24 protein-coding genes, 1 tRNA gene and 1 pseudogene are annotated in these 23,947 nt (G+C 65.4%); 8 read left to right on the top strand and 18 right to left on the bottom strand.

What is annotated here, in order from left to right; genetic code table 11:
• Positions 1-45 precede the first annotated feature (45 nt).
• The gene (locus P73_RS06560) at positions 46-1,254 is read left to right on the top strand and encodes an MFS transporter (protein ID WP_043868974.1); all 1,209 of its coding nucleotides are present in this window, start codon (positions 46-48) and stop codon (positions 1,252-1,254) included.
• A gap of 188 nt (positions 1,255-1,442) precedes the next feature.
• On the opposite strand, the pseudogene P73_RS25480 reads toward P73_RS06560, so the two are convergent.
• From P73_RS25480 to P73_RS06510, 11 genes and pseudogenes are all read right to left on the bottom strand, one after another.
• Positions 1,443-1,580 (bottom strand): annotated as a pseudogene (locus P73_RS25480) (IS5/IS1182 family transposase); the annotation flags it as partial.
• Positions 1,581-1,793: 213 nt separating this feature from the next.
• Positions 1,794-2,273: a DUF805 domain-containing protein gene (locus P73_RS06550; RefSeq protein ID WP_043868973.1), complete on the bottom strand. Its 480-nt coding sequence runs from the start codon at positions 2,271-2,273 to the stop codon at positions 1,794-1,796.
• Complete coding sequence (locus P73_RS06545) at positions 2,270-2,539, bottom strand: hypothetical protein (RefSeq protein WP_043868972.1); 270 nt, start codon at positions 2,537-2,539, stop codon at positions 2,270-2,272. The genes P73_RS06550 and P73_RS06545 overlap by 4 nt, the downstream gene beginning before the upstream one ends.
• Before the next feature lie 81 nt (positions 2,540-2,620).
• A complete protein-coding gene (locus P73_RS25475) occupies positions 2,621-2,833 on the bottom strand; it encodes a hypothetical protein (protein ID WP_139267191.1) in 213 nt (70 codons plus the stop codon).
• 197 nt (positions 2,834-3,030) lie between these two features.
• The gene (locus P73_RS06540; protein ID WP_043868971.1) at positions 3,031-3,333 is read right to left on the bottom strand and encodes a hypothetical protein; all 303 of its coding nucleotides are present in this window, start codon (positions 3,331-3,333) and stop codon (positions 3,031-3,033) included.
• Positions 3,330-4,031, bottom strand: a complete 702-nt coding sequence (locus tag P73_RS06535; protein WP_043868970.1) for a glycoside hydrolase family protein — start codon at positions 4,029-4,031, stop codon at positions 3,330-3,332. The genes P73_RS06540 and P73_RS06535 overlap by 4 nt, the downstream gene beginning before the upstream one ends.
• Before the next feature lie 76 nt (positions 4,032-4,107).
• Positions 4,108-4,524, bottom strand: a complete 417-nt coding sequence (locus P73_RS06530; RefSeq protein WP_052453076.1) for a hypothetical protein — start codon at positions 4,522-4,524, stop codon at positions 4,108-4,110.
• Entirely contained in the window at positions 4,521-6,545 is a 2,025-nt protein-coding gene (locus P73_RS06525; RefSeq protein WP_043868969.1) for a phage head spike fiber domain-containing protein, read from the bottom strand. The genes P73_RS06530 and P73_RS06525 overlap by 4 nt, the downstream gene beginning before the upstream one ends.
• A 75-nt stretch (positions 6,546-6,620) precedes the next feature.
• Positions 6,621-7,286: a phage tail protein gene (locus tag P73_RS06520; RefSeq protein WP_052453075.1), complete on the bottom strand. Its 666-nt coding sequence runs from the start codon at positions 7,284-7,286 to the stop codon at positions 6,621-6,623.
• Positions 7,286-8,176 carry a hypothetical protein gene (locus P73_RS06515; protein WP_043868968.1) on the bottom strand — a complete coding sequence of 297 codons (891 nt, stop codon included), beginning with the start codon at positions 8,174-8,176 and terminating at the stop codon, positions 7,286-7,288. Before P73_RS06515 ends, P73_RS06520 begins: the two co-directional genes overlap by 1 nt.
• Positions 8,176-9,210: a hypothetical protein gene (locus tag P73_RS06510; RefSeq protein ID WP_043868967.1), complete on the bottom strand. Its 1,035-nt coding sequence runs from the start codon at positions 9,208-9,210 to the stop codon at positions 8,176-8,178. Before P73_RS06510 ends, P73_RS06515 begins: the two co-directional genes overlap by 1 nt.
• A gap of 136 nt (positions 9,211-9,346) precedes the next feature.
• Here P73_RS06510 and P73_RS06505 point away from each other — a divergent pair, with 136 nt between their 5' ends.
• The gene (locus P73_RS06505) at positions 9,347-10,618 is read left to right on the top strand and encodes an IS256 family transposase (RefSeq protein ID WP_043868181.1); all 1,272 of its coding nucleotides are present in this window, start codon (positions 9,347-9,349) and stop codon (positions 10,616-10,618) included.
• On the opposite strand, the gene P73_RS06500 is transcribed toward P73_RS06505, so the two are convergent.
• The gene (locus P73_RS06500; protein ID WP_043868966.1) at positions 10,537-12,027 is read right to left on the bottom strand and encodes a phage tail tape measure protein; all 1,491 of its coding nucleotides are present in this window, start codon (positions 12,025-12,027) and stop codon (positions 10,537-10,539) included. The genes P73_RS06505 and P73_RS06500 overlap by 82 nt on opposite strands.
• A 55-nt stretch (positions 12,028-12,082) precedes the next feature.
• Here P73_RS06500 and P73_RS06495 point away from each other — a divergent pair, with 55 nt between their 5' ends.
• Positions 12,083-13,117, top strand: coding sequence for a tyrosine-type recombinase/integrase (locus P73_RS06495; protein WP_139267113.1), 1,035 nt, complete (start codon positions 12,083-12,085; stop codon positions 13,115-13,117).
• A gap of 83 nt (positions 13,118-13,200) precedes the next feature.
• Here P73_RS06495 and P73_RS06490 read toward each other — a convergent pair.
• Positions 13,201-13,284: transfer RNA gene (locus tag P73_RS06490), tRNA-Leu, on the bottom strand.
• A 102-nt stretch (positions 13,285-13,386) separates the two neighbouring features.
• Here P73_RS06490 and P73_RS06485 point away from each other — a divergent pair.
• A complete protein-coding gene (locus P73_RS06485) occupies positions 13,387-14,133 on the top strand; it encodes a rhomboid family intramembrane serine protease (RefSeq protein ID WP_043868964.1) in 747 nt (248 codons plus the stop codon).
• A gap of 30 nt (positions 14,134-14,163) precedes the next feature.
• Here P73_RS06485 and P73_RS06480 read toward each other — a convergent pair whose 3' ends face one another.
• Positions 14,164-14,361: a hypothetical protein gene (locus P73_RS06480; protein WP_052453539.1), complete on the bottom strand. Its 198-nt coding sequence runs from the start codon at positions 14,359-14,361 to the stop codon at positions 14,164-14,166.
• A 92-nt stretch (positions 14,362-14,453) separates the two neighbouring features.
• On the bottom strand, positions 14,454-15,242 hold the full coding sequence (locus tag P73_RS06475; RefSeq protein ID WP_043868962.1) for an inositol monophosphatase family protein: 789 nt from the start codon (positions 15,240-15,242) through the stop codon (positions 14,454-14,456).
• 187 nt (positions 15,243-15,429) lie between these two features.
• Between P73_RS06475 and P73_RS06470 the strand changes: the two genes are divergently transcribed.
• A complete protein-coding gene (locus tag P73_RS06470; RefSeq protein WP_043868961.1) occupies positions 15,430-15,783 on the top strand; it encodes a DUF1428 domain-containing protein in 354 nt (117 codons plus the stop codon).
• An 11-nt stretch (positions 15,784-15,794) separates the two neighbouring features.
• Here P73_RS06470 and P73_RS06465 read toward each other — a convergent pair whose 3' ends face one another.
• The gene (locus P73_RS06465) at positions 15,795-16,700 is read right to left on the bottom strand and encodes a LysR family transcriptional regulator (protein ID WP_043868960.1); all 906 of its coding nucleotides are present in this window, start codon (positions 16,698-16,700) and stop codon (positions 15,795-15,797) included.
• A 92-nt stretch (positions 16,701-16,792) separates the two neighbouring features.
• On the opposite strand from P73_RS06465, the gene metF reads away from it, so the two are divergent.
• Entirely contained in the window at positions 16,793-17,638 is an 846-nt protein-coding gene (metF, locus tag P73_RS06460) for a methylenetetrahydrofolate reductase [NAD(P)H] (protein WP_043868959.1), read from the top strand.
• 13 nt (positions 17,639-17,651) lie between these two features.
• On the opposite strand, the gene P73_RS06455 is transcribed toward metF, so the two are convergent.
• Positions 17,652-18,686 (bottom strand): DUF2235 domain-containing protein, encoded by a 1,035-nt coding sequence (locus tag P73_RS06455; RefSeq protein ID WP_043868958.1) that lies wholly within the window; start codon positions 18,684-18,686, stop codon positions 17,652-17,654.
• Positions 18,687-18,789: 103 nt separating this feature from the next.
• Complete coding sequence (locus tag P73_RS06450) at positions 18,790-19,932, bottom strand: type III PLP-dependent enzyme (RefSeq protein WP_043868957.1); 1,143 nt, start codon at positions 19,930-19,932, stop codon at positions 18,790-18,792.
• A 308-nt stretch (positions 19,933-20,240) separates the two neighbouring features.
• Here P73_RS06450 and P73_RS06445 point away from each other — a divergent pair, with 308 nt between their 5' ends.
• Positions 20,241-20,672: an Lrp/AsnC family transcriptional regulator gene (locus P73_RS06445; protein WP_043871448.1), complete on the top strand. Its 432-nt coding sequence runs from the start codon at positions 20,241-20,243 to the stop codon at positions 20,670-20,672.
• Between the two features lie 143 nt (positions 20,673-20,815).
• Positions 20,816-23,932: a valine--tRNA ligase gene (locus P73_RS06440; RefSeq protein WP_043868956.1), complete on the top strand. Its 3,117-nt coding sequence runs from the start codon at positions 20,816-20,818 to the stop codon at positions 23,930-23,932.
• Positions 23,933-23,947 lie beyond the last annotated feature (15 nt).

The raw sequence follows: 23,947 nt of genomic DNA, 5'->3' as shown, positions 1-23,947 counted from the left end.
GAAGGAGAAACATGAGCGGACACAAAATAGAGTTGAAAGCAAAGAATGTCCGATCAGGCCGCGAGATATCTATCGCCACGGGCACGGCAGCTGCCCTTGCTTGCCGTGTCCACGTCCCATTTTCTAAACGATCTGCTCCAGGCGCTTCTGATCGCAAGCTACCCATTGATCCACACGGACCTTGCCTTGGACTTTTCCCAGCTCGGCCTTCTGACCCTTGTCTACCAGTTCACGGCGTCGGTTTTTCAGCCGCTGGTCGGTGCCTTCACCGACCGCCATGCGCCGCGCTGGAGCCTCATGCTGGGCATGAGCCTGAGCGGGTCGGGCATCTTCACACTCGGAATGGCGGACAGCTATGCATGGCTGCTGATCGCCAGCGTGCTCCTTGGCTTCGGCTCGGCCATCTTCCACCCCGAAGCCGCCCGGCTGGCCCGTCGCTGGGCGCGGGAGAAGCTCGGCTGGGGGCAGTCGCTCTTCCAGCTTGGCGGAAGCCTGGGGTCGATGGCAGGTCCCTTGGTGACGGCCTTGGTCGTGCTGCCCAATGGACAGGGCTCGATCGCCTGGTTTTCGGCGCTTGCGGCCGTGGGCGTGCTTTTGGCGGTGTTTCTGTGGAGCGCCGACGCCTCGCCTTCCGAGACGGGTAACATGGCGCCCGTGACGACCATCGCGCAAACGGCTCCGATGTCGGAGGCCGCGCCGACGGGGCAGTTGGGCGTCTTGTTCGCGCTTGTCTGCGCGAAATACGTCTACCTCGCCTGTTTCGGAAGCTACCTCGTCTTCTACCTCGAGACGGAATTCGACGTTCCGGTCGCATCCGGCCTCGTCGTGCTCTTCTGCTTCCACGCGGCCACGGCGGGCGGAGGCCTGATCGGGGGGACCGTCAGCGACCGGATCGGCACGCGCCGGGTGATCGCGTTCTCGTTCTGGGGCGCGGTGCCCTTTGCTTTGGCCTTCCCGCACCTGGGTCTTTTCCCCGCCGTGGCAGCGGCCATCTTGGCGTCTGCGATCATCGCCTCGGCCTTCCCGGCCATCGTGGTGCATGCCCAGGGATTGGCGCCGTCGCGCATCGGCGTGGTTTCGGGATTGTTCTACGGCACGGCCTTCGGGGTCGGCGGGTTGGCATCGGCCGCCTTCGGCTGGCTAGCGGATGTCACGAGCATCGCCACGACCTTCGACATGACTGCGTGGTGTCCACTGGTCGGGCTGATCGCGCTCCGGCTTCGCGAAAACCGCCCGGAACGGAGCGAAGCTTGACGTCCGCTGGCCCGCGATCGGTTCGAATGGACTCGGAGCGGACATGCGGCAGCGCGGCGGCAGGAGATAGCCGCCTAGAAGGTCCCGCAGTCGCTCCCGGCCCTGAGCCGACCTTGGTGCCAGGCGCGTCGGGTGACCGGTGTCAGCCCATAGCGGACGGTGACCGGGGGAGCGCGACTTACAAAGGTTCATGACCAGTAAATGACGAGAGCTGCGAGGGCGATGGCCGAAAGGAAGACCTTTGGACATCGTTCATATCGGGCCGGAACGCGCTTCCAGTCCTTGAGGCGGACGAACATGATCTCGATGCGGTTGCGCCACTTGTAGTTTGCCTCACGCGTCTCCATGGCGTGAACCTGATGCGCCTTCCAAAACGATCTCTGGTCGCCACATTGTCGATGTCCATTTCCTGCGCACCGCTGCCGTTCGTCCAGGACGCAGCGAATGTCGGCTTCCCGCCCTTCCCGGCAGCACGAGCGTAAGCCGCCCCCCGTCCCTCACCTCCCCACCAGCGCCGCACGCCGCACGAGACCGCCTGATTACGTGGATGGAGGACCAAAACGATTGACCGCCGGATCGCTCCGCCGTGTCATCCACCAGATCATGATGGCCGTCACGACAAGGCAAAAGGCGAAAGTGGCGACACCAATTGTGCGCAAGGTCTGGACAGCCTCTGGATTGCTCGTATCTGGCACCATTATCGCCGCAGTGACTGCAATCACCAGCAGGCCCAGAAACGTGCCAAGCGCCCAGACCATCACCAGATAGCCCGGACGCCCGCTGTCATGCATCCGCCGCCAGCTCACAGCCAGCGTGGGCAGAAAGGTTGCGAGCGAAAACACCTGCGTAAGCAGCTGCGCCAGGCGTGCCTGGCGGAAAAGAAGCATGACGATCACATTCAGCGCCACCATGACGAGCAAGATGAACAGGGTATACCACCAATATTCGGAGCGGGACGCCCGGCCTCCGAAAGCTGCGTATTTGCGAAAACACTGCGTGATCGCATCCGGAAAAGTCATTTGGAGGTATCCCTCGATCTGTCATCGTCGGACCCATCGCTGATGTCCGGATCGCTGTAATCGTTCGGGTCGTAGCTCTCGGGATCATACCCCTCCTCGCCCTCGGCAATTCCGGTGACGTGGGTGGTCCCGGTCTCCTCGTTGTAAACGAGGCCATAGGTCGCGCGGCCTTCGGATTTGTAGCGTCGGATCTCGTGAACGGCCGCATAGACAAAGGCCAGTGCGAAGGGACACAGGATGAGGAAAGCGATTACCTGAGCTTCCATGAAGATGCTCCTTTTTAGTCTGCAAGCGCGCTGCCGGGACAGTCCGTCGGGACATGGCGCGCGGCGTAGACAGCAGGTGGTTCATTGCGCTCCTATGTCAATTTTGCTGCGTTCACCCCCTTCCAGCACCTCGACTGGCAGCAACCGCTGAAGCTCGCTGCGAATTCGCCTCGTCTCAATTCGCACTCGGTAGTCCAGATCAAAGCCCGGACAATGCGGCGCAAGAGCTTCGCGGTATGCGCCGCTTGCCGTCTGAAACTCGCCCGTTGCCATGGGATGAGCGGGATCGCCCACCTCAAACTCCTGTGCCGTTTGCGCTACGTCGACCAGATCATCGACGCGCGGCCTCGCCCACCCCCTCGAGCTTCGCATTGGCACAGAGCCGCCCTGCCCGCTCGGCTGCAGCGGCGCGGGCGAACTGCGCCTCGGTCAGCGGCGGAGCTCCCTGCCATCCCGGACACGGTGAGAGATCCAGGAGCGAGAGGGCCGGCTCATGGCCACAGCCGGCGAGCAGCGTCAGACAGAAAATCAGATAAAGGCGCATCGCCGCCCTCCATGGTGTCGAGATAGGTGTCGAGCTGCGCAGCCTCACCGCGGAGCTGCTCGAGGACGCGGTCGGTCTTGCGCCGGATCCGCGCCGCCTCCTCATAGCCTGCGATCGCGGCCTCGGCCGCCTCCAGCCTGGCCTCGAGCGCCTTGGCCCGCGTGGCCTGCGCCCACCCCCACAGACCGAGCAGCGCGGCCGCCAGCGCCGCGGCGAGCGCCAGGCGCACCGCCCACCGCCCGCCGATCATTCCACCCCCGCCAGACAGATCTGCTGCGCTTCCTTGCGGCGGTTGAACAACCCCTGCACGAAGCGCCCGCCGCTCTTGTTCCATTGCGGGAGGATGTTGCAGAAGTCGCGCCAGCGGCCGTCGCGCAACGCGGCGTTGGTGTTGCGCGCCGCCCGGATCGTGCCCAGGCCTGCGTTGTATTCCAGATCCACCGCCATCGCCTGCACCTCGACGGGTGCGGTCTGGAGCTTCGGATAGGCCCTGATCATCCGGGCATATCCCTCCGCAATGCGCGTCTCGTGCATCTCCATGCACTCCGGCAGGGTGTAGGTGCGCATCTCGACCCCGGTCTGTCCGGTGCAGACCGTCCAGATCTTCGCGAAGCGGTCCCAGTAGGGCGTGAGCACCGTGCCCTCCCATTTCATGCCAAAGGGCACGGCGATCGCGAAGACGGCGGCGGCCGTGACGCCGGCGACGCCGCGCTTGCCGATGGCGCCGCTCTCGTCGCGGTGGAAGGCGGCGGTGCGGCCGCGCAGCCATTCGCGGCCCTTGATCAGCAGCGTGACCAGGGCAATCGCCGCGCCGATCGTGGGGATCACGATCAGGTTCAGGAAATTGGCGTACTGGTCGGGCGACGGCGCCACCAGCGGCCAGGCGATCGACCCTCCGGAGATCGCCAGGGAGGCCTTGGTCGATGCGATTTGTTCAAGCTTGCTCATTGTGTCCTCGAGTCATGGAAAAAGCCGCCCCGGAGGGCGGCTCTCAGTTGCAGGTGAATGATTTGGAGAGGGCCGGTTACCCCATCTGCCCGAAGCGGGCGGGCGGGGTGACGGTGACGGTGCCGCCCTCCCCGTCCTCGACCTCGTAGGGCGCGCGGGAATAGACGCTGTCATAGAGCGCGGAGGCCTCGGGATCGGCGGCGAGGTCGGCGTAGACCTGATCCTGCACGCCCGGCGCGTAGGGCCTCCGGGCGAGCACGGTGATCTGCGGGCAGGCGACCAGCTCGGCGAGCTGACCCGCGGTCACGCGCACATAGGACAGGCCGAGATCGCCGGAGATATGCGTCGGCGTCCGGGCGATCCCGGCGACGACCTCCGGCACGGCGATCTCGCCCGCCTCGTCGCGCGCGAGCAGGTCCGGCCGGTGATCGCGATACCAGGCGCCGGCATCGTCGAGCGAGGCGATGTAGAGGATTGCGTCGATCATGTTCATGCGGTGATCTCCCCAAGCATGGTGTCGCCGATATCGCGCGGCCAGAGCGCGAATTGCGCGATGCGCAGCACGCCGGACGTGGAGAAGCGGAGCGCGCCGCCAATCAGATTTGGCAGGTCGCTTTCGTTTGCCTCGGTCAGGACCGTGCCATTGACGGCGCCGTTGATGAGGCTCCGACCATGCCGGGACGCCATCGCAAAACGCCGGCCACGACCGGGTCCATACAGATCTGGTACCGACGCCACGACCGGGGCAGCCCCACCATTCGAAATCTGCCGCACACCGAGCTGTCCGGTGGCGCTCCCGAGCGTGGACAGGCGGTGCAGCAGTGAATTTGTGGCCGATGTCTCCCATCGGAACATGGTCATCTCATAGAGGCTGTCAGTGTCCGCGTAGGACATGTCTCCTCGCAAATACAGCGAGACCGCCTCGGGCATGATCCCGAACGGGAAGGCCGAGGCCCGGATGATCAGATCATCCGCGGCACGCGTGACCGGCGCGCCGGTGGTCGGGATGTAGGAGGTCGCAAGCCGACCGGCCTCGATCTGCGCCCCCCATACTGCGATGGATTTCACGCCTGCGCCCTCGGCCACCCGCTCCCACAGGCCGACGACTGTGGGCGAAGCCGCAGAGGACACATTTCGAACCGTGATCCACACTCGATAGACGCCACGGCCAACCCGCTCGACGCCAGTCGAGAGTTGTTCGTAAATATCGGTCGGAGCAGAGGAGACAGACACAACGTCCCCCTCGATTTTGATATGTGCCTGTGCCCGATACGATGAGGACAGTCCCACATAAAACGTGAACTCTCCGTCCATGTCGTCAGATTGCCCGGCGTCGATGAATATGGATCCCGTCGCTGTCGCCCCAGGGGCGACGCTCATGGCATTCCCGAATGTCCGCTGGGCAAAGGTGCCGTCCGTGGTCACCACGGTCCATTTCTCGCCTGCCATGGGCGCGTCCGCACCATAGGCGAGCTGGATTCCCGAGGAGACGGTCCATCTCTCGGCGATCCGCCCGCTGTTTACCTCGAAATTCGTCGCGCTCGGCTCGATGAGCACGCCCCGCGCCGCGCCCGTCACCGGGTCATGGTCGAACCGCGGCACACCCACCGCCGCCGTCCTCAGCACGCCCTCCGCGTCGTAATACGTCGCCGTGCTCGCGCGCGAGAACTGGAACAGATCCCCGAACCGCACCGCGCGCTTCAGCCCCGCCCGATCCCCGACCGCATAGGCCCCGCGCCCGAAGTCCGCGAGGATCTCCGCGCCCTCGAGGGCGGGCCGCACCGCGAGCGTGCGGGCGAGCGCGAAGGCGCCATCCGCCTGCACCTGCGCGGCCGACACCGCCGGCGCGGTGGGATAGCGCGCCAGCTCGCTCGCCACCGACCCTGCGTCATGGCGGTAGAGGCCGATGTAATCCACATCCGCCCCGGCGGCATGGAATGCCTGCCCCTGCGCGGTCGCCGCGAGGCCTGCGGAAATCGCCGCCGCGAGCGTGGCCTCGGCAAAGGCGCCGGTGCTCGCCGCGGCGATCTGCGCCGTGGCGGCCGCGCCCTCCGACACGGCCGCGGCATCCTCCGCCCGGTCGGCGTCCTGTCCGGCGTCGACGGTAAGAGCCGCCGCAGCCTCGGCCGCTGCGCGTGCCGCAAGCACCTGGGCGAGCACGTCCGGCGCCGTCGGCGGCGCGGCGGGCTGCTGGAGCAGCGCCTCGAGCCGCACCGGGCCGGGACCCGAGAGCGCGATCTGGCCGAGGTCCGTGCGCACCTTGCGCCCGGTGAACGGCTCATGCTCCACCGCCACGGAATAGACGACGCCGCGCGTGCCCGCCGTGGTGGAGAACAGCCCGACCGAGAAATCCCCATTGCTCAGAAGCGGCACGACGATGGAGCCGGGAATAACGACCGCCTGACCGTCCTCGATGTCCCAGGCGGACAGCGTGAAGATGATGTTGCCGTTTTTGGGACGGGTGTCGTTGGGCAGCACAGCCGGGCCCACGACAGTGGTTTTGGTGATCGCCATTGATATCTCCCGAGGCGCATAAAAGGAAACGCCGCCCGGAGGCGGCAGCATTGGATGTAAAGACGGTGTGGCGCGCTACCTCGCGCGAATGATGAGCATGCGCGCGACGTTGCGCGGACGGGTTTCCTCGCCGCCTGTTTCGGATGTGGTGACGGTCGACCCTCCGCCGGAGTTGAGATCAAAGCGGTCGGTCGTGCCGCCATCCGTGTTTCGCTGCCAGCTGCGCACCGTCAGATCATGCGTGTGCGCTCCGAGCGCCTCCGCCTGAGATGAGCCGAGCGCGCGCCCCGCATCCACCCCCCGGCCGTGATCCCAGACCCGCAGGAACTCGGCGCGGGCATCCGGAAGGGTGAATGTGGTGCTGCCGTCGCCGGGGCCGAACATCGCCGGATCGTCCCCCGTGGGATCGAACATCCCGCTCGCCTGCGCATGCGCCCAGAGCCGCGGATAGAGCGCGCGCTCATGGGCGCCGCCGTTTTCCTCGAGGAACCCGTCCGGCAGGGTCGTGCCGGTCCAGAAGATCTCGCCGCCGATCGGAAGCATCGCGCCGCCCGCGATGGCCTCGAGCACGCTCGAGGCGCCATCGAGCGCGGTGGCGAGCTCGACCGAGAGCGCCGCCACCTCGGGCGCGAAGTTCGCCACCAGCCAGGACATCAGTTCGCGTGCGCGCAGATCGAAGGAGGCGGGATCATCGCTCGATGGAAACTGCCCGCCATAAGGCGTGATCTCGGTGAAGCTCATCAGGACAGACCTTTCGTCGTAAAGCTGAACAGGTAATCGTCGGGGCTGTCCTCGACCCAGTCGATGGTGCCGAGGATGCCGAAGTGAATGGTGGACGGAATCGCGAACGCACCGACCGTGACCACGAGCGAGCCCGCCAGCTCGCTCATGCGCGGCTCGATCGACTCGAACTCCGCGCGATCGGCGGCAACCACATAGCTCATCTCCGATCGCGTCGGACGCTGCACCCAGATGGTGCGCCCGAAGTCGTTGACCTCGTAGCGCGAGGCGGTCACCGCGCGCCCGGAGGATTGCGGCTGCGCCTCTCCGACATAGAAGGACCTGCCAAGGAACACCTCGCCCAGCCGGATGCCGCCGCCCTCGAGGGTGAGATCGGCGCGGCGCGCCGAGACCGGCAGCCCGTCGAAGGCGATCTTGTTGCGCCGCGGTGCCGGCGTGACCGTGAACCAGTCCCACCAGCTCGAGACGACACGCCCGCCGAGAACGGCGGTGCGCACGCCCACGAGCCGGTCCGCCGCATCGTACAGCCGCAGCGACAGCCGCGCGGCACGGACCCCGAAGAGCGCGAACATGTCGAACTCCTCGGTGACACGCACCGACAGCGCAAGCGCGCCGTCCGCCACGGTCGGACGCGCGATCACCCCGTCAAAGCAGCGATAGGCGTTGGAATATTCCACCTCGAGCCAGTCCGCCGAGAGTTTCGTCGGATCCACCGTCAGCGGATCGATCCCGAGATTGTCCTCGACCATGCTCTGAAACACCCGGTGCCCGCGCAGGACCTGCGCCCCGAGCCCGTAGGAGGTCTCCGCCTCCCACGGCGGCGCATCGTCCTCGGGCAGGGAGACGGAGACCCTGTCGAGATCAATCCCGAGCGGTTCACAGACAAGCATCAGAAGTCCCTTTCTCTGGGATAGCCGCTCTCGTCCCAGTCCTTGAAGATCCCCACCATGGTTTGCAGGAGCTGCACCGCCGCCCCGTCCTCGCCGCCAAGAGAAGTCCGGCCGGGCTGGGTCGTGCCCGCAGTCTGTGCGGCTTCGGTGACGCGACCGTATCCGCGCATGTCCGCGACCTGGGCGAGCCGGGCCTCGAATTCATCGACGAACCAGCCGCCCGAGGTGTCGAAGCTCTGGTCGAGCCCGGCCTTGACGGAGGCGAAGGCATCCGACACGCCCAGAAGGGCGGCATAGGCCTCCCGCCCGCTTTCCGTCATCAGATCCAGCGACATCACGAGCTCGCGGAAGCCCTTGAGCGTCCCCGGCACCGCCAGCCCGAGATCGTCGAACACCGACTGCACCTGATCGGTGACCATCTCGAAGCGCTCAGCTGCGCTGAAATACGTCGCAACGAAGCTGTCGACCGAGGAGGCCAGCCCGGACGGCCCCCCAACGAGATCGGCCACCGCCCCGGCGGCCACGGCCATCTCCTCGAACGTGCCGCGGAACCCCTGCCCCGCCAGCTCGAGCACCCCCTTGACCTGGGCAAAGGTCGCCGCGACCTCGAGGCCGACCCCGCCGATGGCCTCCGAGATCGCATCGCCATAGCCCGCGAACGCCTCCGCGACCTTCTGCTCGATCTCGTCTTCGGAGAGACCTTTCGTCGAGATCTTGCCGAAGCTGTAGCGGAAGCCTTCGATGAAGCCGTCCTCGACGGCGACGCCGGCGGCCTTGTAGGCCGCAGCGACCGCCTTTTGCACCGCTTCCGCCTGCTCCGTCAGCGCGGCATTGGTCTCCTCATCGAAGGCCTTGAGCTTGGTGCTGGTGGAGGATTTCAGGCCCCACCAGCTTTTCTTCTTCCAGGTCTCATAGGTGCCGCCGGCGAGCGCGTCGCCGGTCCAGCTGAACTCGAGCCCGGCCCCGGTGAGCTTCTTGGAGCTGAAGCCCTTGACGAGACCGACGAGAGCCGTGGCCGCGCCGACCAGCGGCATGGCCGCCGAGAGCGCGCCGCCGATGCCCGTGGCGAGTGCGAGCTATGCGGGAATTTGGGTGATGGTGTGATTTGAAGTGCGGCGTATTGTGGCGGGTGTTGAAGCCGGCCAGAACCTCACGAGGAGCAATACGCCTATGAAGAACGATACAACGATCCTGCCCTTTCGCCAATCGGAATCGATAGCGGATCCATTGACAGAAATTGCACGGGAAGGTGCGCGCCGGATGCTGGCGGAGGCGCTGAAAGCCGAAGCTGATGCGTTTGTCGCCAGTTTTGCCGCTGAGCACTTGGAGGATGGCCGCCAGCGGATTGTGCGGCATGGATTTGGCCCTGAACGGAAGATTCAGACGGGGATCGGTGCTCTGGATGTCCAGCGGCCCAAGGTGCGCGACCGGATGGCGTCCTGTGATGGGGCAGAAAAAATCCGCTTTACCTCGAACATTCTGCCGAAATGGGCGCGCCGCTCGATCAGCTTGGACGCGCTGCTGCCTGTTCTTTATCTGAAGGGCATATCGACGGGCGATTTCCAGGACGCGCTGTCGGCCATCATGGGGCCGGATGCACCCAACCTCTCGCCAAGCGTCATCTCGCGTCTGACTGCCGGATGGCAGGTTCAATATGATGCCTGGGCACGGCGGGATCTGTCTGCCCGCCACTATGTCTACATCTGGGCGGACGGCGTCTATCTTCAGGCGCGGATGGAGGAAAATGCCGAATGCATGCTGGTGATCATCGGCGCGACACCGGAGGGCAAGAAAGAGCTGATCGGCTTTCAGGTCGGCCTGCGGGAGAGCGCGCAGAGCTGGCATGAGTTGCTGACCGACATCAAAGGCCGCGGGCTGTCCGTCGCACCGGAAATTGCGGTTGGGGATGGAGCCATGGGGTTCTGGAACGCACTGGACAAAACGTTTCCAGGCACAAAGCACCAACGGTGTTGGGTGCATAAGGTAAAGAACGTCCAGAACTGTTTTCCCAAGCAGATGGCCCTGGCGGTCAAGTCAGATCTGGACGACATCCAGCACGCCGGAACGCGCGCAGAAGCCGATGCTGCGTTGGCAGTTTTCTCCGAAAAGTATGGCGTCAAATACCCAAAAGGTGTTGCCTGCCTGACAAAGGACGAAGAGGCGATGCTTGCATTCTTCGACTTCCCAGCTGAGCATTGGGGCCATCTGCGCACCTCGAACCCGATTGAAAGCGTGTTCGCCACTGTTCGGCACCGAACGGTGAGGACCAAAGGGGCGCTGTCACAAAAGACCGCAAAACTGATGGTCTTCACCCTCATTCAGGCAGCATCGAAAAAATGGCTGCGCCTCAAGGGCAGAAATCAGTTGCCAAAGGTTATCGAAGGAATCAAGTTCACAGACGGTATCGAACACACAAACGATACCGAAAACCGCGCCGCCTGATGATGCGCGTCACCCAAATTCAAGCATAGCTCGGCGAGTGCGCCGAGCGAGCTGACCGAGGAGAGCCCCGAGAGCGCCGTGGTCATCCCGCCCCAGGCGCCCGAGAGGCTCGCGCCGATCGAGGCAAAGCCGCCGCCGGTGAAGGCATCCCTGAGCGTCGAGGCAAAGATATCGCTCGCCCCGCCGACATAGTCGTTCCACACACCGCGCACGCCGCTTGCGACATTGCCTCCGGCCAGCGCGTGCGCAAGATTGTCGCCCATCCTGTCGAAGGTCTGCCGGCCGATCTCCGCGATCGTGTCCGCAAGCCGTTCTGCCACCGGGATCGCCTCGGCGAGACCGGAGGCGATTTTCCCGCCCGCAGACCCGCCGGCCGATCCGGCATCATTCAATACGTCCTCGAGGTCCTTTGTGACCTCGGTGGTCTCCTTCACGGCCAGCGCACCGGCTTCGCCCAGATCCTCCTCGACGGTTTCGGCCACCTCGCCCACAGTGGTGTTGAGCCGCTCGAGCGTGGCGAGGGGGGATTTGGCCACCGCAATCAGCGCATCCGCCGCGAGGTCGGCATTGGCGGCCAGCGTGCCCGCATTCGCGGCCGCATTCTCGAGCCCCGAGGCCCAGCTCGCAGCCCCCAGCGCGTCCAGCCGCAGATCGGATCCGACCTTTTCGGCCACGGCGTTGAACGCGGGCGCGATCGTTCCGACGAACTCCGCCCATTTCTGCGCGAGATAGGCGACGCCCTGGGCCCAGATCGCCTTGACCTTTCCGACGATCGCCTCGAACCGCGCGCCAAAGCCCGCAGCCAGCATGCCGATCCGCTCCCATACCTCGCCCGAGAGATCGGAGAGAAACACCATCGTCTTGCCGAAGCCGCCGAGCTGGCGGATCACGGCCGTGGTCTTGCGGCCGAGCTCGACGAGCTTGATCACCGGCAGCGCCACCAGAAAGTTGAGCCGCCCGAAGATCCCTTCTGCGCCGGACCAGCTCTCGACGAGCCGGTCCCAGTTCAGCGCCACATAGGCCACCCCGCCGGCGAGCGCGGTGAAGCCCGCCACCGCCAGCCCGATCGGCGAGGCGATCACGCCCACGGCCGCGACCAGCGCGCCGAAGCCCAGGGCGAGCGGTCCGACAGCTGCGGCGAGCGCGCCGCCGGTGACGATCGCCTTCTGCATTTCCGGATCAAGAGCCTGAAAGCGAACCGCCAGATCCTCGACATGCGTCGCGATCTGCGCGACCACCGGCAGAACCACGTCGCCGACCTTCTCCGTCGCATCGCCGATGGCCATGCCCGCCGCCTTGATCTGACCGGCAGGCAGGTTGCGCAGCGCTTCGGCCTGTCCGGCATATTGGCGGTTGAGCTCGTCGAGGATGAGCGCCTGTGCTCCGGCGACATCCCCGGCCTCCGCCATCGCCTTGATCTGCGCTTTCTGCTGTTCGGTGACCCCAAGATGACGGGTTCACGTTGTGAGGCCTTCGAAACCGCGGATCGCGAAGCCGAGACTGCACTGGAAGTGGAGCGGCAAGGCATGGGATCCATACCACCGGGTCACTTGGGCAGACGGCGGCAAGCGCCGGGAGAGAACCGTCAAGCTCAATTGGCAAGGGGATGCGCAAGAACTCGACCGCCTTTATTGGGCCTGCGAAGCAGGGCGCCATGAGAAGCAACAGGTGGAGCCAAGATACTCCTGGAATGCGCTCGTGAAGGCTTGGCGCACGGATCCGCGCGTTCAGGGGAAACTGTCGAGGGGAACAAAGCTGTTCTATCGCAAAACGATGGACCATATTCTGGAAAAGAACGGCGACAAGGACGTGCGCCGCACCACGCGCGCCGCGGTCCGGGCGGCGCACGATAAGCTGTCTGGAACGCCTCGCCAGGCTGATAAATATCTCCAGACAATCCGTCGCCTCTGGAACTACGCAAAAAATGACCTTGATTGGCCACTGGACGACAATCCCGCCGCAAAGATCGGGCTTTTCGGCCGGCAACGGGAATACGAGCCTTGGCCTGAATGGATGGTCAGCAAGCTCTCGACCGCTCCGCGGAATGTCCAAACGACCGCCGAGCTGATCCTCGGCACAGGTCAGAGACCGGGCGCGGCAATCGCGATGAAATGGGCGCAGGTCGACGGCGACTGGATGGACGTATACGACGAGAAGGGCGACGAGATGTTCACCGTCTACTGTCCAGTGCCGCTGCGAGCGTACCTTGAGACCGTGACGAAATCGGGCGCCCATATCCTCGCAAGGAATTTGACCGAACCCCTGACTTATGACGGCATCGCGTCGGCGTTCCAGAAATGGCGCAAGAGCCTGGGCGAAGACGCAAAAAAATACAGCCTCCACGGGCTCCGAAAACTGGCGATCGTGCGGCTTGCCGAGGCAGGCTGTACCGACGCGCAAATTCAGGCGGTAACGAACCAGAGTCCCGAAATGGTAGCCTACTATCGGAGGCGCGCGAGCCGGAAGATTTTGTCGAAAGCTGCGCATAGGAATGAGTAGAGTGGGAGTAACAAGTGGGCGCAGTAGCAAATTATGGCAGCGTCGGCACCAAACAGATTTCAGAAAATGTTTACTTGTCAATGTGGTGCCCGCGGCCGGACTCGAACCGGCACGGCATAAGCCTAGGGATTTTAAGTCCCCTGTGTCTACCATTCCACCACGCGGGCATGCGCCGGTGGGCGGGACCATACTCAGCGCACCCGCCGAGTTAAAGGGGGATTCCTGCCGCGCGGGCTTGACCTTAGCGGGGCTTTCGTCAGAAATGCCTCATGTTCCCGATCCGCGACCACAACCCCTCGAGACGGCCGGCCCTGATCACCTATGCGCTGATCGCGGTGAATGTCGCGGTCTTCCTCGCGGTGCTGCCGAGCTATGGCGACGAGCGGGCGCTGCTTCCGATCTATGCGGAATTCTCGCTGATCCCGGCGCGGATTTCCGCAGGGGACGGGTTCTATACCTTCTTCACCTCCATGTTCATGCATGGCGGTCTCCTGCACCTCCTCGGCAACATGCTGTTCCTGTGGATCTTCGGCGACAATCTCGAGGACGAGTTCGGGCATCTGCGCTACCTCGGCTTCTACCTGCTCTGCGGGCTCGCCGCAGGGCTCGCGCAATATCTCGCCGCGCCCTTCGCGCGTGTCCCGATGGTCGGCGCCTCGGGCGCGATCGCGGGGGTGATGGGCGGCTATCTCCTGCTGTTCCCGCGGGCGCGGGTCGACGTGCTCTTCATCTTCATCATCTTCTTCAAGGTGATCCCCCTGCCCGCCTGGGTGATGCTCGGCGTCTGGTTCGCCTTTCAGCTCCTCGGCGGCGTCGAGGCCGACCTCGAGGCCGGCGGGGTCGCCTATCTCGCGCATCTCGGCGGGTTCGTGGCGGGCGTGGCGCTGAGCCTGCCGGTCTGGCGGCGCCTCGGCGGACGCGGCTTCTGGCGCCGGTCCCGCGGGCGGCCGCCGCATCCGCAGGCGCGCTATCGCTTCACCGAAACCTCGGTCCCGGCGGTGCGCCGCAGGCGCTAGGACGATCGGCGCGCGGCGGAGGGGACGCGCTCAGTCGCTCGTCGCGACCTCGATCTTCTCGATTTCCGAATTCACCCGAAAGGCGAAGGCTGCCGACCCCTGCCAGACGAGCGCGAGCACCATGATCGCAACCCCGACCATGGCGGAGACGAGCACAACCCAGTCCACCGTCACCGCCCCGTCCTCGCGGGCCGCGAAGCGGCGGCCAGACCTTGCAGCACTGTTCATCTCAATCCCCATCGTTCCTCCGAGAGTCGCCGTCCATTCTCCGCAGGGAAAATGTTGGAAATACGGCGAGATCAAGGGATTGTGATGAGATCTCAGGCGGAGCGGATGATCCCGGCGAAGCGTTCGAACAGCGCCTCGTTGCCGCAGACGATCTCCCCCGCCTCGAGCGGGTTTTCCTCGGGGCGGATGCCTTCGACGAAACCGCCGGCCTCGCGCACGATCAGAAGGCCCGCCGCCATATCCCAGGCGTTCAGCCGGCGTTCCCAGTAGCCGTCGTAACGTCCGGCGGCGACATAGGCGAGGTCGAGCGCGGCGGAGCCCCAGCGGCGCACGCCGGCGGTGGCGGGCAGGAGCCGGGCGAGGTCGCGCAGCGTCTCCGGCAGGTCGCCGCGCCCGCCGAAGGGCAGGCCGGTGGCAAAGACCGCCTCGATCATCTTCGTGCGGCCGGAGACACGGATCCGGCCGTCGTTCATCCACGCGCCCGCGCCCTTCTCCGCCCAGAACAGTTCCCCCTTGGCCGGATCGAAGACGACGCCGGAGACGACCTCGCCCCTGTGCTCGAGCGCGATGGAGACCGACCAGTGCGGCAGGCCGTGCAGGAAGTTGGTGGTGCCGTCGAGCGGGTCGACGATCCAGCGCCGGGTCGGGTCCTTGCCCTCGACGGGCTTGCTTTCCTCGCCCACCCAGCCGTAGTTCGGCCGCGCCTCCATGAGGATCTCGCGGATGATCTCCTCGGCACGGATATCGGCGCGCGACACGAAATCGCCGGCCCCTTTCGAGGAGACCTGAAGGTTCTCGACCTCGCGGAAGTCCTTGACGAGCGAGCGGCCGGCGGCGCGCGCGGCCTTGATCATCACGTTGAGGTTGGCACTGCCTTGCATGGTCCGGTCTCCGGGGTGGCGATGGGATGGGATGTTCAGGGGGCGCGTATACGACGCGAGGGCGGGCTTGTGAAGCGCCTTGATGGCGGGAAATCGCCCGATGCCGCGGCGGACGACGGTTTTCTTTGCCAGGATCGCGGAAAAGGCGCAGGCTCGTCGGCACGGACAGCCACGAGGAGGACGCGCGATGAGTTACGTTCAGGGGTTTCTGGTGCCGGTGCGCAATGCCGACAAGGAGGCCTATATCGCCTCCGCCCGAAAGGCATGGCCCATCTTCAGGGAGTACGGCGCGAGCGCCTGTTACGAATGCTGGGGCGACGAGGTGCCCGAGGGGGAGGTGACCTCCTTTCCGATGGCGGTGAAGCTCGAGGAGGACGAGACGGTGGTGTTCTCCTGGATCCTGTGGCCCGACAAGACGAGCTGCGACTCCTGTGTGGCGAGCATGGAGAGCGACGAGCGCTGGACGGAGATGGGCGAGATGCCCTTCGACGGCAAGCGCATGATCTACGGCGGCTTTTCCCCGGTCTTCGAAGGGAGCTGACGCTGCCCGGCTCAGCCGCGCTGGAACTTCACCGCCTCGCTCTTCGCGATACGGATCACATGCGCCATGTACGGTTTCGTCGCGTCCGCCTCGCGCACGGCCGCATACATGCGGCGTGTCCGCCCCGTGGCGGTGAGCGGGCGGACGGCGTAATCGGGATGGGTGCGGATGTCGCGCATGACCCAGTCGGGCAGCACGGCGATCCCGCGCCCGGCGGCGACGAGCATCAGGATCACGTCGGTCAGCTCCACCTGACGCTGGGCGGCGGGTTCGATGCCCGCGGGCGTGAGGAGTTCCTTGAACACGTCCAGCCGGGCGCGGTCCACCGGATAGGTGATGAGGGTCTGCTCCGCGAAATCCGCGGCCTCGACAAAGGGTTTCGCGGCGAGCGGCGATTTCGCCGACATGATGCACATCGGCGCATAATCGAAAAGCGGCACGAAGATGACGCCGGGGATGTCTTCGGGATCCGAGGAGATCACCAGGTCGACCGCCTCGCGCTCGAGCGCGGGCAGCGCGCCGAAGGCGAGGCGCAGGCGGATGTCCACATCCACCTCGGGCCAGGCCTTGCGGAACTGGTGGAGCACCGGGAAGAGCCAGTCGAAACAGGCATGGCATTCCATCGCGATATGCAGGCGCCCCTGCGTGCCCTCCTCGATCCCGCGGAATTCGGCCTCGAGCGCCTCTATCTTCGGCAGCACGTCCTCGGCGAGCGCGAGCAGCTTCATCCCCGCCGCCGACAGTTTCAGCGGCTTGGAGCGGCGCACGAAAAGCTCTACCCCGGCCTGGTCCTCCAGCCCCTTCACCTGATGGGAGAGCGCCGATTGCGTGATGTTGAGCCGGTCGGCGGCACGCGCGAGACCGCCCTCCTCATGGATGGCCTTGATCGTGCGCAGATGGCGAAATTCCAGGTGCATTTGAGCAGCACTCATGTTGATCTTGAGAATTATGAATTTGTCTCACAGGCCGAGGTCTGACACAAGGGCCGCCAGACCAGAGGAAAGACCATATGACCCGCGCCCCCGCCATCTCCTTCGAATTCTTCCCGCCGAAGAACATCCAGGCCTGTTTCAGCCTGTTCGAAACGGTCGAGGCGCTTCAGGGGCTCGACCCGTCCTTCGTCTCCGTGACCTATGGCGCGGGCGGCACGACGCGGGAGCTGACCCATGACGCGGTGGCGCTGCTCAACAAGGAATATGGCTGGAACGTCGCCGCGCATCTGACCTGCGTGAATGCGACGAAGGAAGAGACGCTTGCCATCGCCAGGAGCTACAAGGCCGTCGGCGTCAACGAGATCGTCGCCCTGCGGGGCGATCCGCCGAAGGGACAGGGCCGGTTCACGCCCGCGCCGGGCGGCTTCGCCAATTCCGCGGAGCTGGTCGAGGCGCTGGCCGGAACCGGCGATTTCCGCATCCGCGTCGGCGCCTATCCCGATCCGCACCCGGACGCCACCGGCCCCGACAGCGACATCACCTGGCTCAGGCGCAAGTTCGAGGCAGGGGCGGATTCGGCGATCACCCAGTTCTTCTTCGATCCCGACACCTACTTCCGCTTCCGCGACCGCTGCGCCAAGGCGGGGATCACCGGCACGATCATTCCCGGCATCCTGCCGATCACGAGCTGGACGGGGGTGCAGAAATTCGCCGCCTCCTGCGGCACCCCCCTGCCCGACCGCTATGCCACGGCCTTCGAGGCCGCGCAGAGCGCCGTGGACCGCGAGGCGCTGTCGGTCGATCTGTGCACCGAACTCTGCGAGACGCTGATCGCCGGCGGGGTGGGCGATCTGCATTTCTACACGCTGAACCGGCCGACTCTGACGAAGGCGGTCTGCGCCCGCCTCGGCGTCACCGGCTGAGGCCCCGAGGGGGTCAGGCTTTCAAAGCAGGGTGAAGGATCTCGGAAGGATCCGTTCCCACCAGCCGCCGGTGGCGCAGGAGGAAGAACTTTCCCCAGCCCCGGTTCTGGCCGATCGAGGGCGCGTGCGGATCGACGAGGTAACGCATCCGCCAGTCCGGCGGCAGCGGCAGGCCCGCCGCCTCCGCCTTGTCGAGCATCCACACGAGCGTCGTGTTCGACAGCCGCCGCTCCGGGCTGTAGCCCGACAGCATCCCGCCCACGTCGCCATGGGTGCCGGGAAACCACATTTGCACGAGCTTTTGCTGCGGCAGGTCCGGGTTGCTTTCGAACAGGACCGGGAGATAGGCGTCACGGCTCTCGTGATAGGCCAGCGCGTGATAGACGGCCTTGACGTTCCGGGCGGGCATGAAGTTGTGGAACTCATGGAACACGCTCGAATAGCGCCAGACGACGGGCATGTGCAGGCCGACGGCGGCGACCGTGTCCCAGACGCCGAGGAATTCGATCGGCACCTTATCATGGCAATGCGCCGCGGCAAAGGCGCGGGCAGCGCGGGAGGAGGGGTTCACCTGATAATGGCGAAACGCGGTGCGGATGTTGCGCTCCGTCGCGGCCTCCGGCCGCAGCAGGCCGACGAGGTCGATGAAGCCCGACAGCGACCGCACCGCATAGGCGCCGCGCGAATAGCCGAAGAGATAGATCCTGTCGCCGGGCCGGTAGCGCGAGGCGAGCGCACCATAGATCCGCTGGATCAGGTTGTTGAGGCCGCGCCCCTCGATCACCGCCATCGTGTCCTGCCAGCCGCGCCACTGGATCCCGGCCTCGTAGCGCACAAGCATGTTCGCCCCCTGCGCCGCCTCCGCGCAGAGCTTGTAGGCCAGCCCGGCATTGGTCTCGTAACCGGGAAGGAGCGAGGAGAGCGTGCCGTCGAGGATGATCACATGGGTGAGCGGACCGCGCGTGTGATGCCCGCCGGAGGTGCGGACCTTCTGCCGGAATTTGAACAAGAGGCCCAGTTGCCCGAAAATCCCGTTTCGCTCCGCCATGATGCGCGCCTGACCGTTTCGTTAAAACTCTGAGCCCAAATAAAAAGACCCCTCGCCGCGACAGTAACGGCGAGGGGTTCCGAGTCAAACGGGTGACGTCAGATCAGCGGTGCGATTGGACAGTCTCGACCGTGATCTGGCCGAAGCCGTTGAACTTGGTGGCGGTCGCGACGGAATAGGCGCCGAGGCCGTAGAAGATGACGTGGTCCTCCTCCTCCATCTCCGCCGGGAAGGCCAGTTCGGAGGGGAGCTTGTCGAGGCTGTCGCAGGTCGGGCCGAAGACGGTGCGGAACACCGGCTCGCCGCCGCGCGCCACGCCATGCGGGCCGAAGACGCCGATACGGTCGATCACGCCGACGAGGTGCAGCTCCGACAGGCCGCCATAGACGCCGTCGTTGAGGAAGACATGGGCGTCGTCGCGGATCGCCTTGACGCGGGTCGCGAGCGAGTAGCTTTCGGCCACGAGGCCGCGGCCCGGCTCGCAGACGAGCGCGGGCACGTCCTCGCCGAAGGCTTCGCGCGCGACGCGGCCGATCAGGTCGAAGGTCGTCTCGAGCTGCGGCGCGATGTCGCTCAGCCGGTGCGAGGGGAAGCCGCCGCCGACATTGAGGCGGGCGAGTTTCACACCGGCATCGCGGGCGATCCCGGCAGCGGCGCGGATGTATTTGTCCCAGGCATGCGGGTCGGTGCATTGCGTGCCCGGATGGAAGGTGAGCGAGGGCGTGAAGCCGAGCTGGGAGGCGAGCGTCAGGAGTTCGACGGCCTTCTCCACGGTCGCGCCGAATTTCGCGCCGAAGTTATAGGCGGCGCCTTCCACCGGCAGCTTGAAGCGCACGGAGATCTCCACACCGTCGGCGGGCACGAGTTCGCCGAGCTTCACGAGTTCGGAATGGCTGTCGACCGAATAGGATCTCACGCCGAGCTTCACCGCATGGAGGATCTCCGTGCGGGAGCGCACAGGGTTGTTGTAATGCATGGCCGCGCCGGGCGCGATGCGGGCGATCGTGTCCATCTCGACGGGCGAGGCGACGTCGAAGCCGCGGATGCCGGCGGCGACGAGGTTGGCGAGCACTTCCTCATCCGGGTTGGATTTCACCGCATAGGTGACAAGTCCCGGAAACCCCTTGATGAACCGGCGCGCGGTCGCTTGCAGGATGGCGGGGGAGAAGAACAGCACCGGGTGGTCGGGTGCATGATTGCGCAGGTATTCGCCGGGCGTCGCCCAGATCGTCTTCGAGAGCCCCATTGGTCTGTCCTTTACCAACAAGGCGCAGCCACATCTTGCCCGGGAATTGTCCGGTTGGGATTGCGCTTACGCGGTTATCCGAACCAGGCCAGGTGCGTTCGCGCCGGTGATCTCGTGCGTCGGCGGGCGCCCTGTGTTCCTGTTGTTTGTATGCGCTATATGCGTGTTGAAATGACCGAATGAAACGGTAAATTCATACAGAATGCTGGTCATTTCGACAACAGCACCATACAAATTGACGATGAAATTTGATCAAACCGCCGGACATGGCGGCATGGGCGGAAAATCCGCGTTTCGGAGGGTCCACGATGGACGATCTCGACCAGAAAATCCTGACGGCGCTGGCAGCCGATTCATCGACCTCGGTCTCCCGTCTGGCGCGGCGGTTCAAGGTCGCGCGCTCCACCGTGCAGGCACGGCTCGAGAGGATGGAGACGAACGGCACCATCGCCGGATACACGATCAAGCTCGGCGACGTGGCGCTCGCGCGGCGCATCCGCGCGACGGTGCTGCTCCAGGTCGAACCGCGCAGCTCGGCCTCCGTGGTGACGAAGCTGAAGGCAATCCCGGAGGTCGAGATGGTCGCCACCTCGACGGGGCGCGTGGACCTGATCGCGCAGATCGCCTGCGAGACGACGGAGGAGATCGACACGACGCTCGACCGGATCGGGGCGATCACGGGGGTGCAGGATCTGGAGAGCCTCATCCATCTCGCGACGAAATTCGACCGCGCGATCTGACGGGGCGGCAAGGCCGCGCGCGGGCTCCGCGCCGGGATCGCCAAAGAGGCCGCCCGCGCCGCGCGGCGGCTTTCACCCTTCCCCTCACAGGTCTGGCGCGATAAGTAGGCCGGGACCGAAATATCCGAGCGGGTGAGACGATCATGGCCATGGAAAAGACTTTCGACGCGCAGGCCGCCGAGGCACGCATCTATGAGGCCTGGGAAGAGGCCGGTGCCTTCAGGGCGGGCGCGGGCAGGACGCGCGACGAGACCTTCACCATCATGATCCCGCCGCCCAACGTGACCGGCGCGCTGCATGTCGGCCATGCCTTCAACAACACCATCCAGGATATCCTCGTGCGCTGGCACCGGATGCGCGGGTTCGACACGCTCTGGCAACCGGGTCAGGACCACGCGGGGATCGCCACGCAGCTCATGGTCGAGAAGGAGCTCGCGAAGACGCAGCAACCCTCCCGCACCGAGCTCGGCCGCGAGGCCTTTCTCGAGAAGGTCTGGGAGTGGAAGGGCAGATACGGCTCCACGATCGTCAACCAGCTCAAGCGCCTCGGCTCCTCCTGCGACTGGTCGCGCAACGCCTTCACCATGTCCGGCGCGCCGGGCGCCCCCGCCGGCGAGGAGGGCAATTTCCACGACGCGGTGATCAAGGTCTTCGTCGACATGTACGACAAGGGGCTGATCTATCGCGGCAAGCGGCTCGTGAACTGGGACCCGCATTTCGAGACGGCGATTTCGGACCTCGAAGTCGAGAACCTCGAAGTCGCGGGCCATATGTGGCATTTCAAATACCCGCTCGCCGGCGGCGAGACCTATACCTATGTCGAGAAGGACGAGGAGGGGAACGTCCTGTTCTCCGAGGAGCGCGACTATATCTCCATCGCCACGACCCGGCCGGAGACCATGCTCGGCGACGGCGCGGTGGCGGTCCACCCGGACGACGCGCGCTATGCCCCCATCGTCGGCAAGCTCTGCGAGATTCCGGTGGGCCCGAAGCAACACCGCCGGTTGATCCCGATCATCACCGACGACTATCCCGATCCGGACTTCGGCTCCGGCGCGGTGAAGATCACCGGCGCGCATGATTTCAACGACTATCAGGTGGCGAAACGCGCGGGCCTGCCGCTCTACCGGCTGATGGACACGCAGGCGCGGATGCGCGAGGACGGGCTGTCCTACGAGGACAGCGCGATCCTTGCCGCCGAGATCCTCGCGGGCAAGCCCTTCACCGAGGCGGAAGTCGACACGATCAACCTCGTGCCCGACCAGTTGCGCGGTCTCGACCGCTACGAGGCGCGCGACCGCATCGTCGAGCAGATCAACGCCGAGGGCCTCGCCGTCACGCAGCCGCAGACGGTGAAGGACGAGGACGGCACCGAGGAAACGCTCGCGATCCCCTATGTGGAAAACAAACCGATCATGCAGCCCTTCGGCGACCGTTCGAAGGTGGTGATCGAGCCGATGCTCACCGATCAGTGGTACGTGGACGCCGAAAGGATCGTCGGCAAGGCGCTCGACGCCGTGCGCGACGGGCGCACGAAGATCATGCCCGAGAGCGGCGAGAAGACCTATTTCCACTGGCTCGAGAATATCGAACCCTGGTGCATCTCCCGCCAGCTCTGGTGGGGGCATCAGATCCCGGTCTGGTACGGGCTCGATCTCGGCGCGCCGAATTTCCGCGACGACGAGGGCGACGGGGCGCTGGACGAGGTGGAGATCATGCGCCTCCTGACCGAGGGCGGGATGCTGCATCTCGGCGACGTCTATCACTGCGCACCGGATTTCGAGGCGGTGAAGGAGAAGTTCTTCGTCGAGATCGACGACGTCCCGACCCCGCTCAACCACGCCCGCGTGATCGAGGTCGCGGACCGGGACGAGGCCTATGACCGCTTCGCCGCGAGCCTTGCTGAATACAATCTCACGCAGGACCCGACAAAGCTCGTCTACCCGGTCTGGCGCGATCCCGACGTGCTCGATACCTGGTTCTCCTCCGGCCTCTGGCCCATCGGCACGCTCGGCTGGCCGAACTGGGACGAAAGCACGAAGAAGTATTTCCCGACCGACGTGCTCGTGACCGGATTCGACATCCTGTTCTTCTGGGTCGCCCGGATGATGATGATGCAGCTCGCCGTGGTCGACGAGGTGCCGTTCAGGACCGTCTACCTGCACCAGCTCGTCCGCGACGAGAAGGGCAAGAAGATGTCGAAGACGACCGGCAACGTCATCGACCCGCTCGAGATCATCGACGAATACGGCGCCGATGCGCTGCGCTTCACCAATGCCGCGATGGCCTCCATCGGCGGGGTGCTGAAACTGTCGGTGGACCGGATCAAGGGCTATCGCAACTTCGGCACGAAGATCTGGAACGCCGCGCGCTTTGCGGAGATGAACGAGGTCTTCGAAAGCTACACGCCGGGCGTCGTGCCGACCCCGACGGCGACGGTCAACAAGTGGATCGTCGGAGAGACCGTGAAGGTGCTGCGCGAGGTCGACACCGCCTTTGCCGACTACCGCTTCAACGACGCGGCCAATGCCCTTTATGCCTTTGTCTGGGGCAAGCTCTGCGACTGGTATGTGGAACTGTCGAAACCGCTCCTCTACGACGGGGATGCGGCGACGAAGGCGGAGACGCGGCAGACGATGGGCTGGGTGCTCGACCAGGCGCTCGCCATGCTGCATCCGATCATGCCCTTCATCACCGAGGAGCTGTGGGGCACCGTCCATGGCGCGCGCCCGATGCTCGCCGTGTCGCCCTGGCCCGAGCTGTCGGACGAGCTGATCGACGCGGAGGCCGACCGGGAAATGAACTGGGTCATCGACCTCGTCGAGGCGATCCGCTCCTCCCGCGCCGAAGTGCATGTGCCGGCGGGGCTGAAGATCCCGATGGTGCAGGTCGACCTCGACGCCGCGGGGCGCAGGGCCTTTGCCAACAGCGAGGCGCTGATCCTGAAGCTCGCGCGGCTCGACGGCGTGACCGAGGGACCGATGCCCAAGGGCGCGATTACGATCTCCGTGCCGGGGGGCACCTTCGCCCTGCCGCTCGAAGGGGTGATCGACATCGCGGAGGAGAAGGCCCGGCTCGAAAAGACGCTCGGCAAGCTCGAAAAGGAGCTCGGCGGGCTGCGCGGCCGGCTGAACAACCCGAATTTCGTGGCCTCCGCACCCGAGGAGGTCGTCGAGGAGGCGCGCGAGACCCTCGCCGCCCGCGAAGAGGAGGAGGCGAAGATCCGCTCCGCCCTCGCCCGCCTCGCCGATCTCGGCTGAGCCGATCCGAAGACA

The organism is Celeribacter indicus, assembly GCF_000819565.1.
Lineage (GTDB): Bacteria > Pseudomonadota > Alphaproteobacteria > Rhodobacterales > Rhodobacteraceae > Celeribacter > Celeribacter indicus.
This window is presented reverse-complemented; position numbering and strand designations above follow the sequence as displayed.

Excerpts from the sequence above, each read along its gene's own strand:
- P73_RS06560 (WP_043868974.1), top strand. The coding sequence starts at position 46 with ATGTCCGATCAGGCCGCGAGATATCTATCGCCACGGGCACGGCAGCTG.
- P73_RS06550 (WP_043868973.1), bottom strand. The coding sequence starts at position 2,273 with ATGACTTTTCCGGATGCGATCACGCAGTGTTTTCGCAAATACGCAGCT.
- P73_RS06545 (WP_043868972.1), bottom strand. The coding sequence starts at position 2,539 with ATGGAAGCTCAGGTAATCGCTTTCCTCATCCTGTGTCCCTTCGCACTG.
- P73_RS06540 (WP_043868971.1), bottom strand. The coding sequence starts at position 3,333 with ATGATCGGCGGGCGGTGGGCGGTGCGCCTGGCGCTCGCCGCGGCGCTG.
- P73_RS06535 (WP_043868970.1), bottom strand. The coding sequence starts at position 4,031 with ATGAGCAAGCTTGAACAAATCGCATCGACCAAGGCCTCCCTGGCGATC.
- P73_RS06530 (WP_052453076.1), bottom strand. The coding sequence starts at position 4,524 with ATGAACATGATCGACGCAATCCTCTACATCGCCTCGCTCGACGATGCC.
- P73_RS06525 (WP_043868969.1), bottom strand. The coding sequence starts at position 6,545 with ATGGCGATCACCAAAACCACTGTCGTGGGCCCGGCTGTGCTGCCCAAC.
- P73_RS06520 (WP_052453075.1), bottom strand. The coding sequence starts at position 7,286 with ATGAGCTTCACCGAGATCACGCCTTATGGCGGGCAGTTTCCATCGAGC.
- P73_RS06515 (WP_043868968.1), bottom strand. The coding sequence starts at position 8,176 with ATGCTTGTCTGTGAACCGCTCGGGATTGATCTCGACAGGGTCTCCGTC.
- P73_RS06510 (WP_043868967.1), bottom strand. The coding sequence starts at position 9,210 with ATGCCGCTGGTCGGCGCGGCCACGGCTCTCGTCGGTCTCGTCAAGGGC.
- P73_RS06505 (WP_043868181.1), top strand. The coding sequence starts at position 9,347 with ATGAAGAACGATACAACGATCCTGCCCTTTCGCCAATCGGAATCGATA.
- P73_RS06500 (WP_043868966.1), bottom strand. The coding sequence starts at position 12,027 with ATGGCGGAGGCCGGGGATGTCGCCGGAGCACAGGCGCTCATCCTCGAC.
- P73_RS06485 (WP_043868964.1), top strand. The coding sequence starts at position 13,387 with ATGTTCCCGATCCGCGACCACAACCCCTCGAGACGGCCGGCCCTGATC.
- P73_RS06480 (WP_052453539.1), bottom strand. The coding sequence starts at position 14,361 with ATGAACAGTGCTGCAAGGTCTGGCCGCCGCTTCGCGGCCCGCGAGGAC.
- P73_RS06475 (WP_043868962.1), bottom strand. The coding sequence starts at position 15,242 with ATGCAAGGCAGTGCCAACCTCAACGTGATGATCAAGGCCGCGCGCGCC.
- P73_RS06470 (WP_043868961.1), top strand. The coding sequence starts at position 15,430 with ATGAGTTACGTTCAGGGGTTTCTGGTGCCGGTGCGCAATGCCGACAAG.
- P73_RS06465 (WP_043868960.1), bottom strand. The coding sequence starts at position 16,700 with ATGCACCTGGAATTTCGCCATCTGCGCACGATCAAGGCCATCCATGAG.
- metF (WP_043868959.1), top strand. The coding sequence starts at position 16,793 with ATGACCCGCGCCCCCGCCATCTCCTTCGAATTCTTCCCGCCGAAGAAC.
- P73_RS06455 (WP_043868958.1), bottom strand. The coding sequence starts at position 18,686 with ATGGCGGAGCGAAACGGGATTTTCGGGCAACTGGGCCTCTTGTTCAAA.
- P73_RS06450 (WP_043868957.1), bottom strand. The coding sequence starts at position 19,932 with ATGGGGCTCTCGAAGACGATCTGGGCGACGCCCGGCGAATACCTGCGC.
- P73_RS06445 (WP_043871448.1), top strand. The coding sequence starts at position 20,241 with ATGGACGATCTCGACCAGAAAATCCTGACGGCGCTGGCAGCCGATTCA.
- P73_RS06440 (WP_043868956.1), top strand. The coding sequence starts at position 20,816 with ATGGCCATGGAAAAGACTTTCGACGCGCAGGCCGCCGAGGCACGCATC.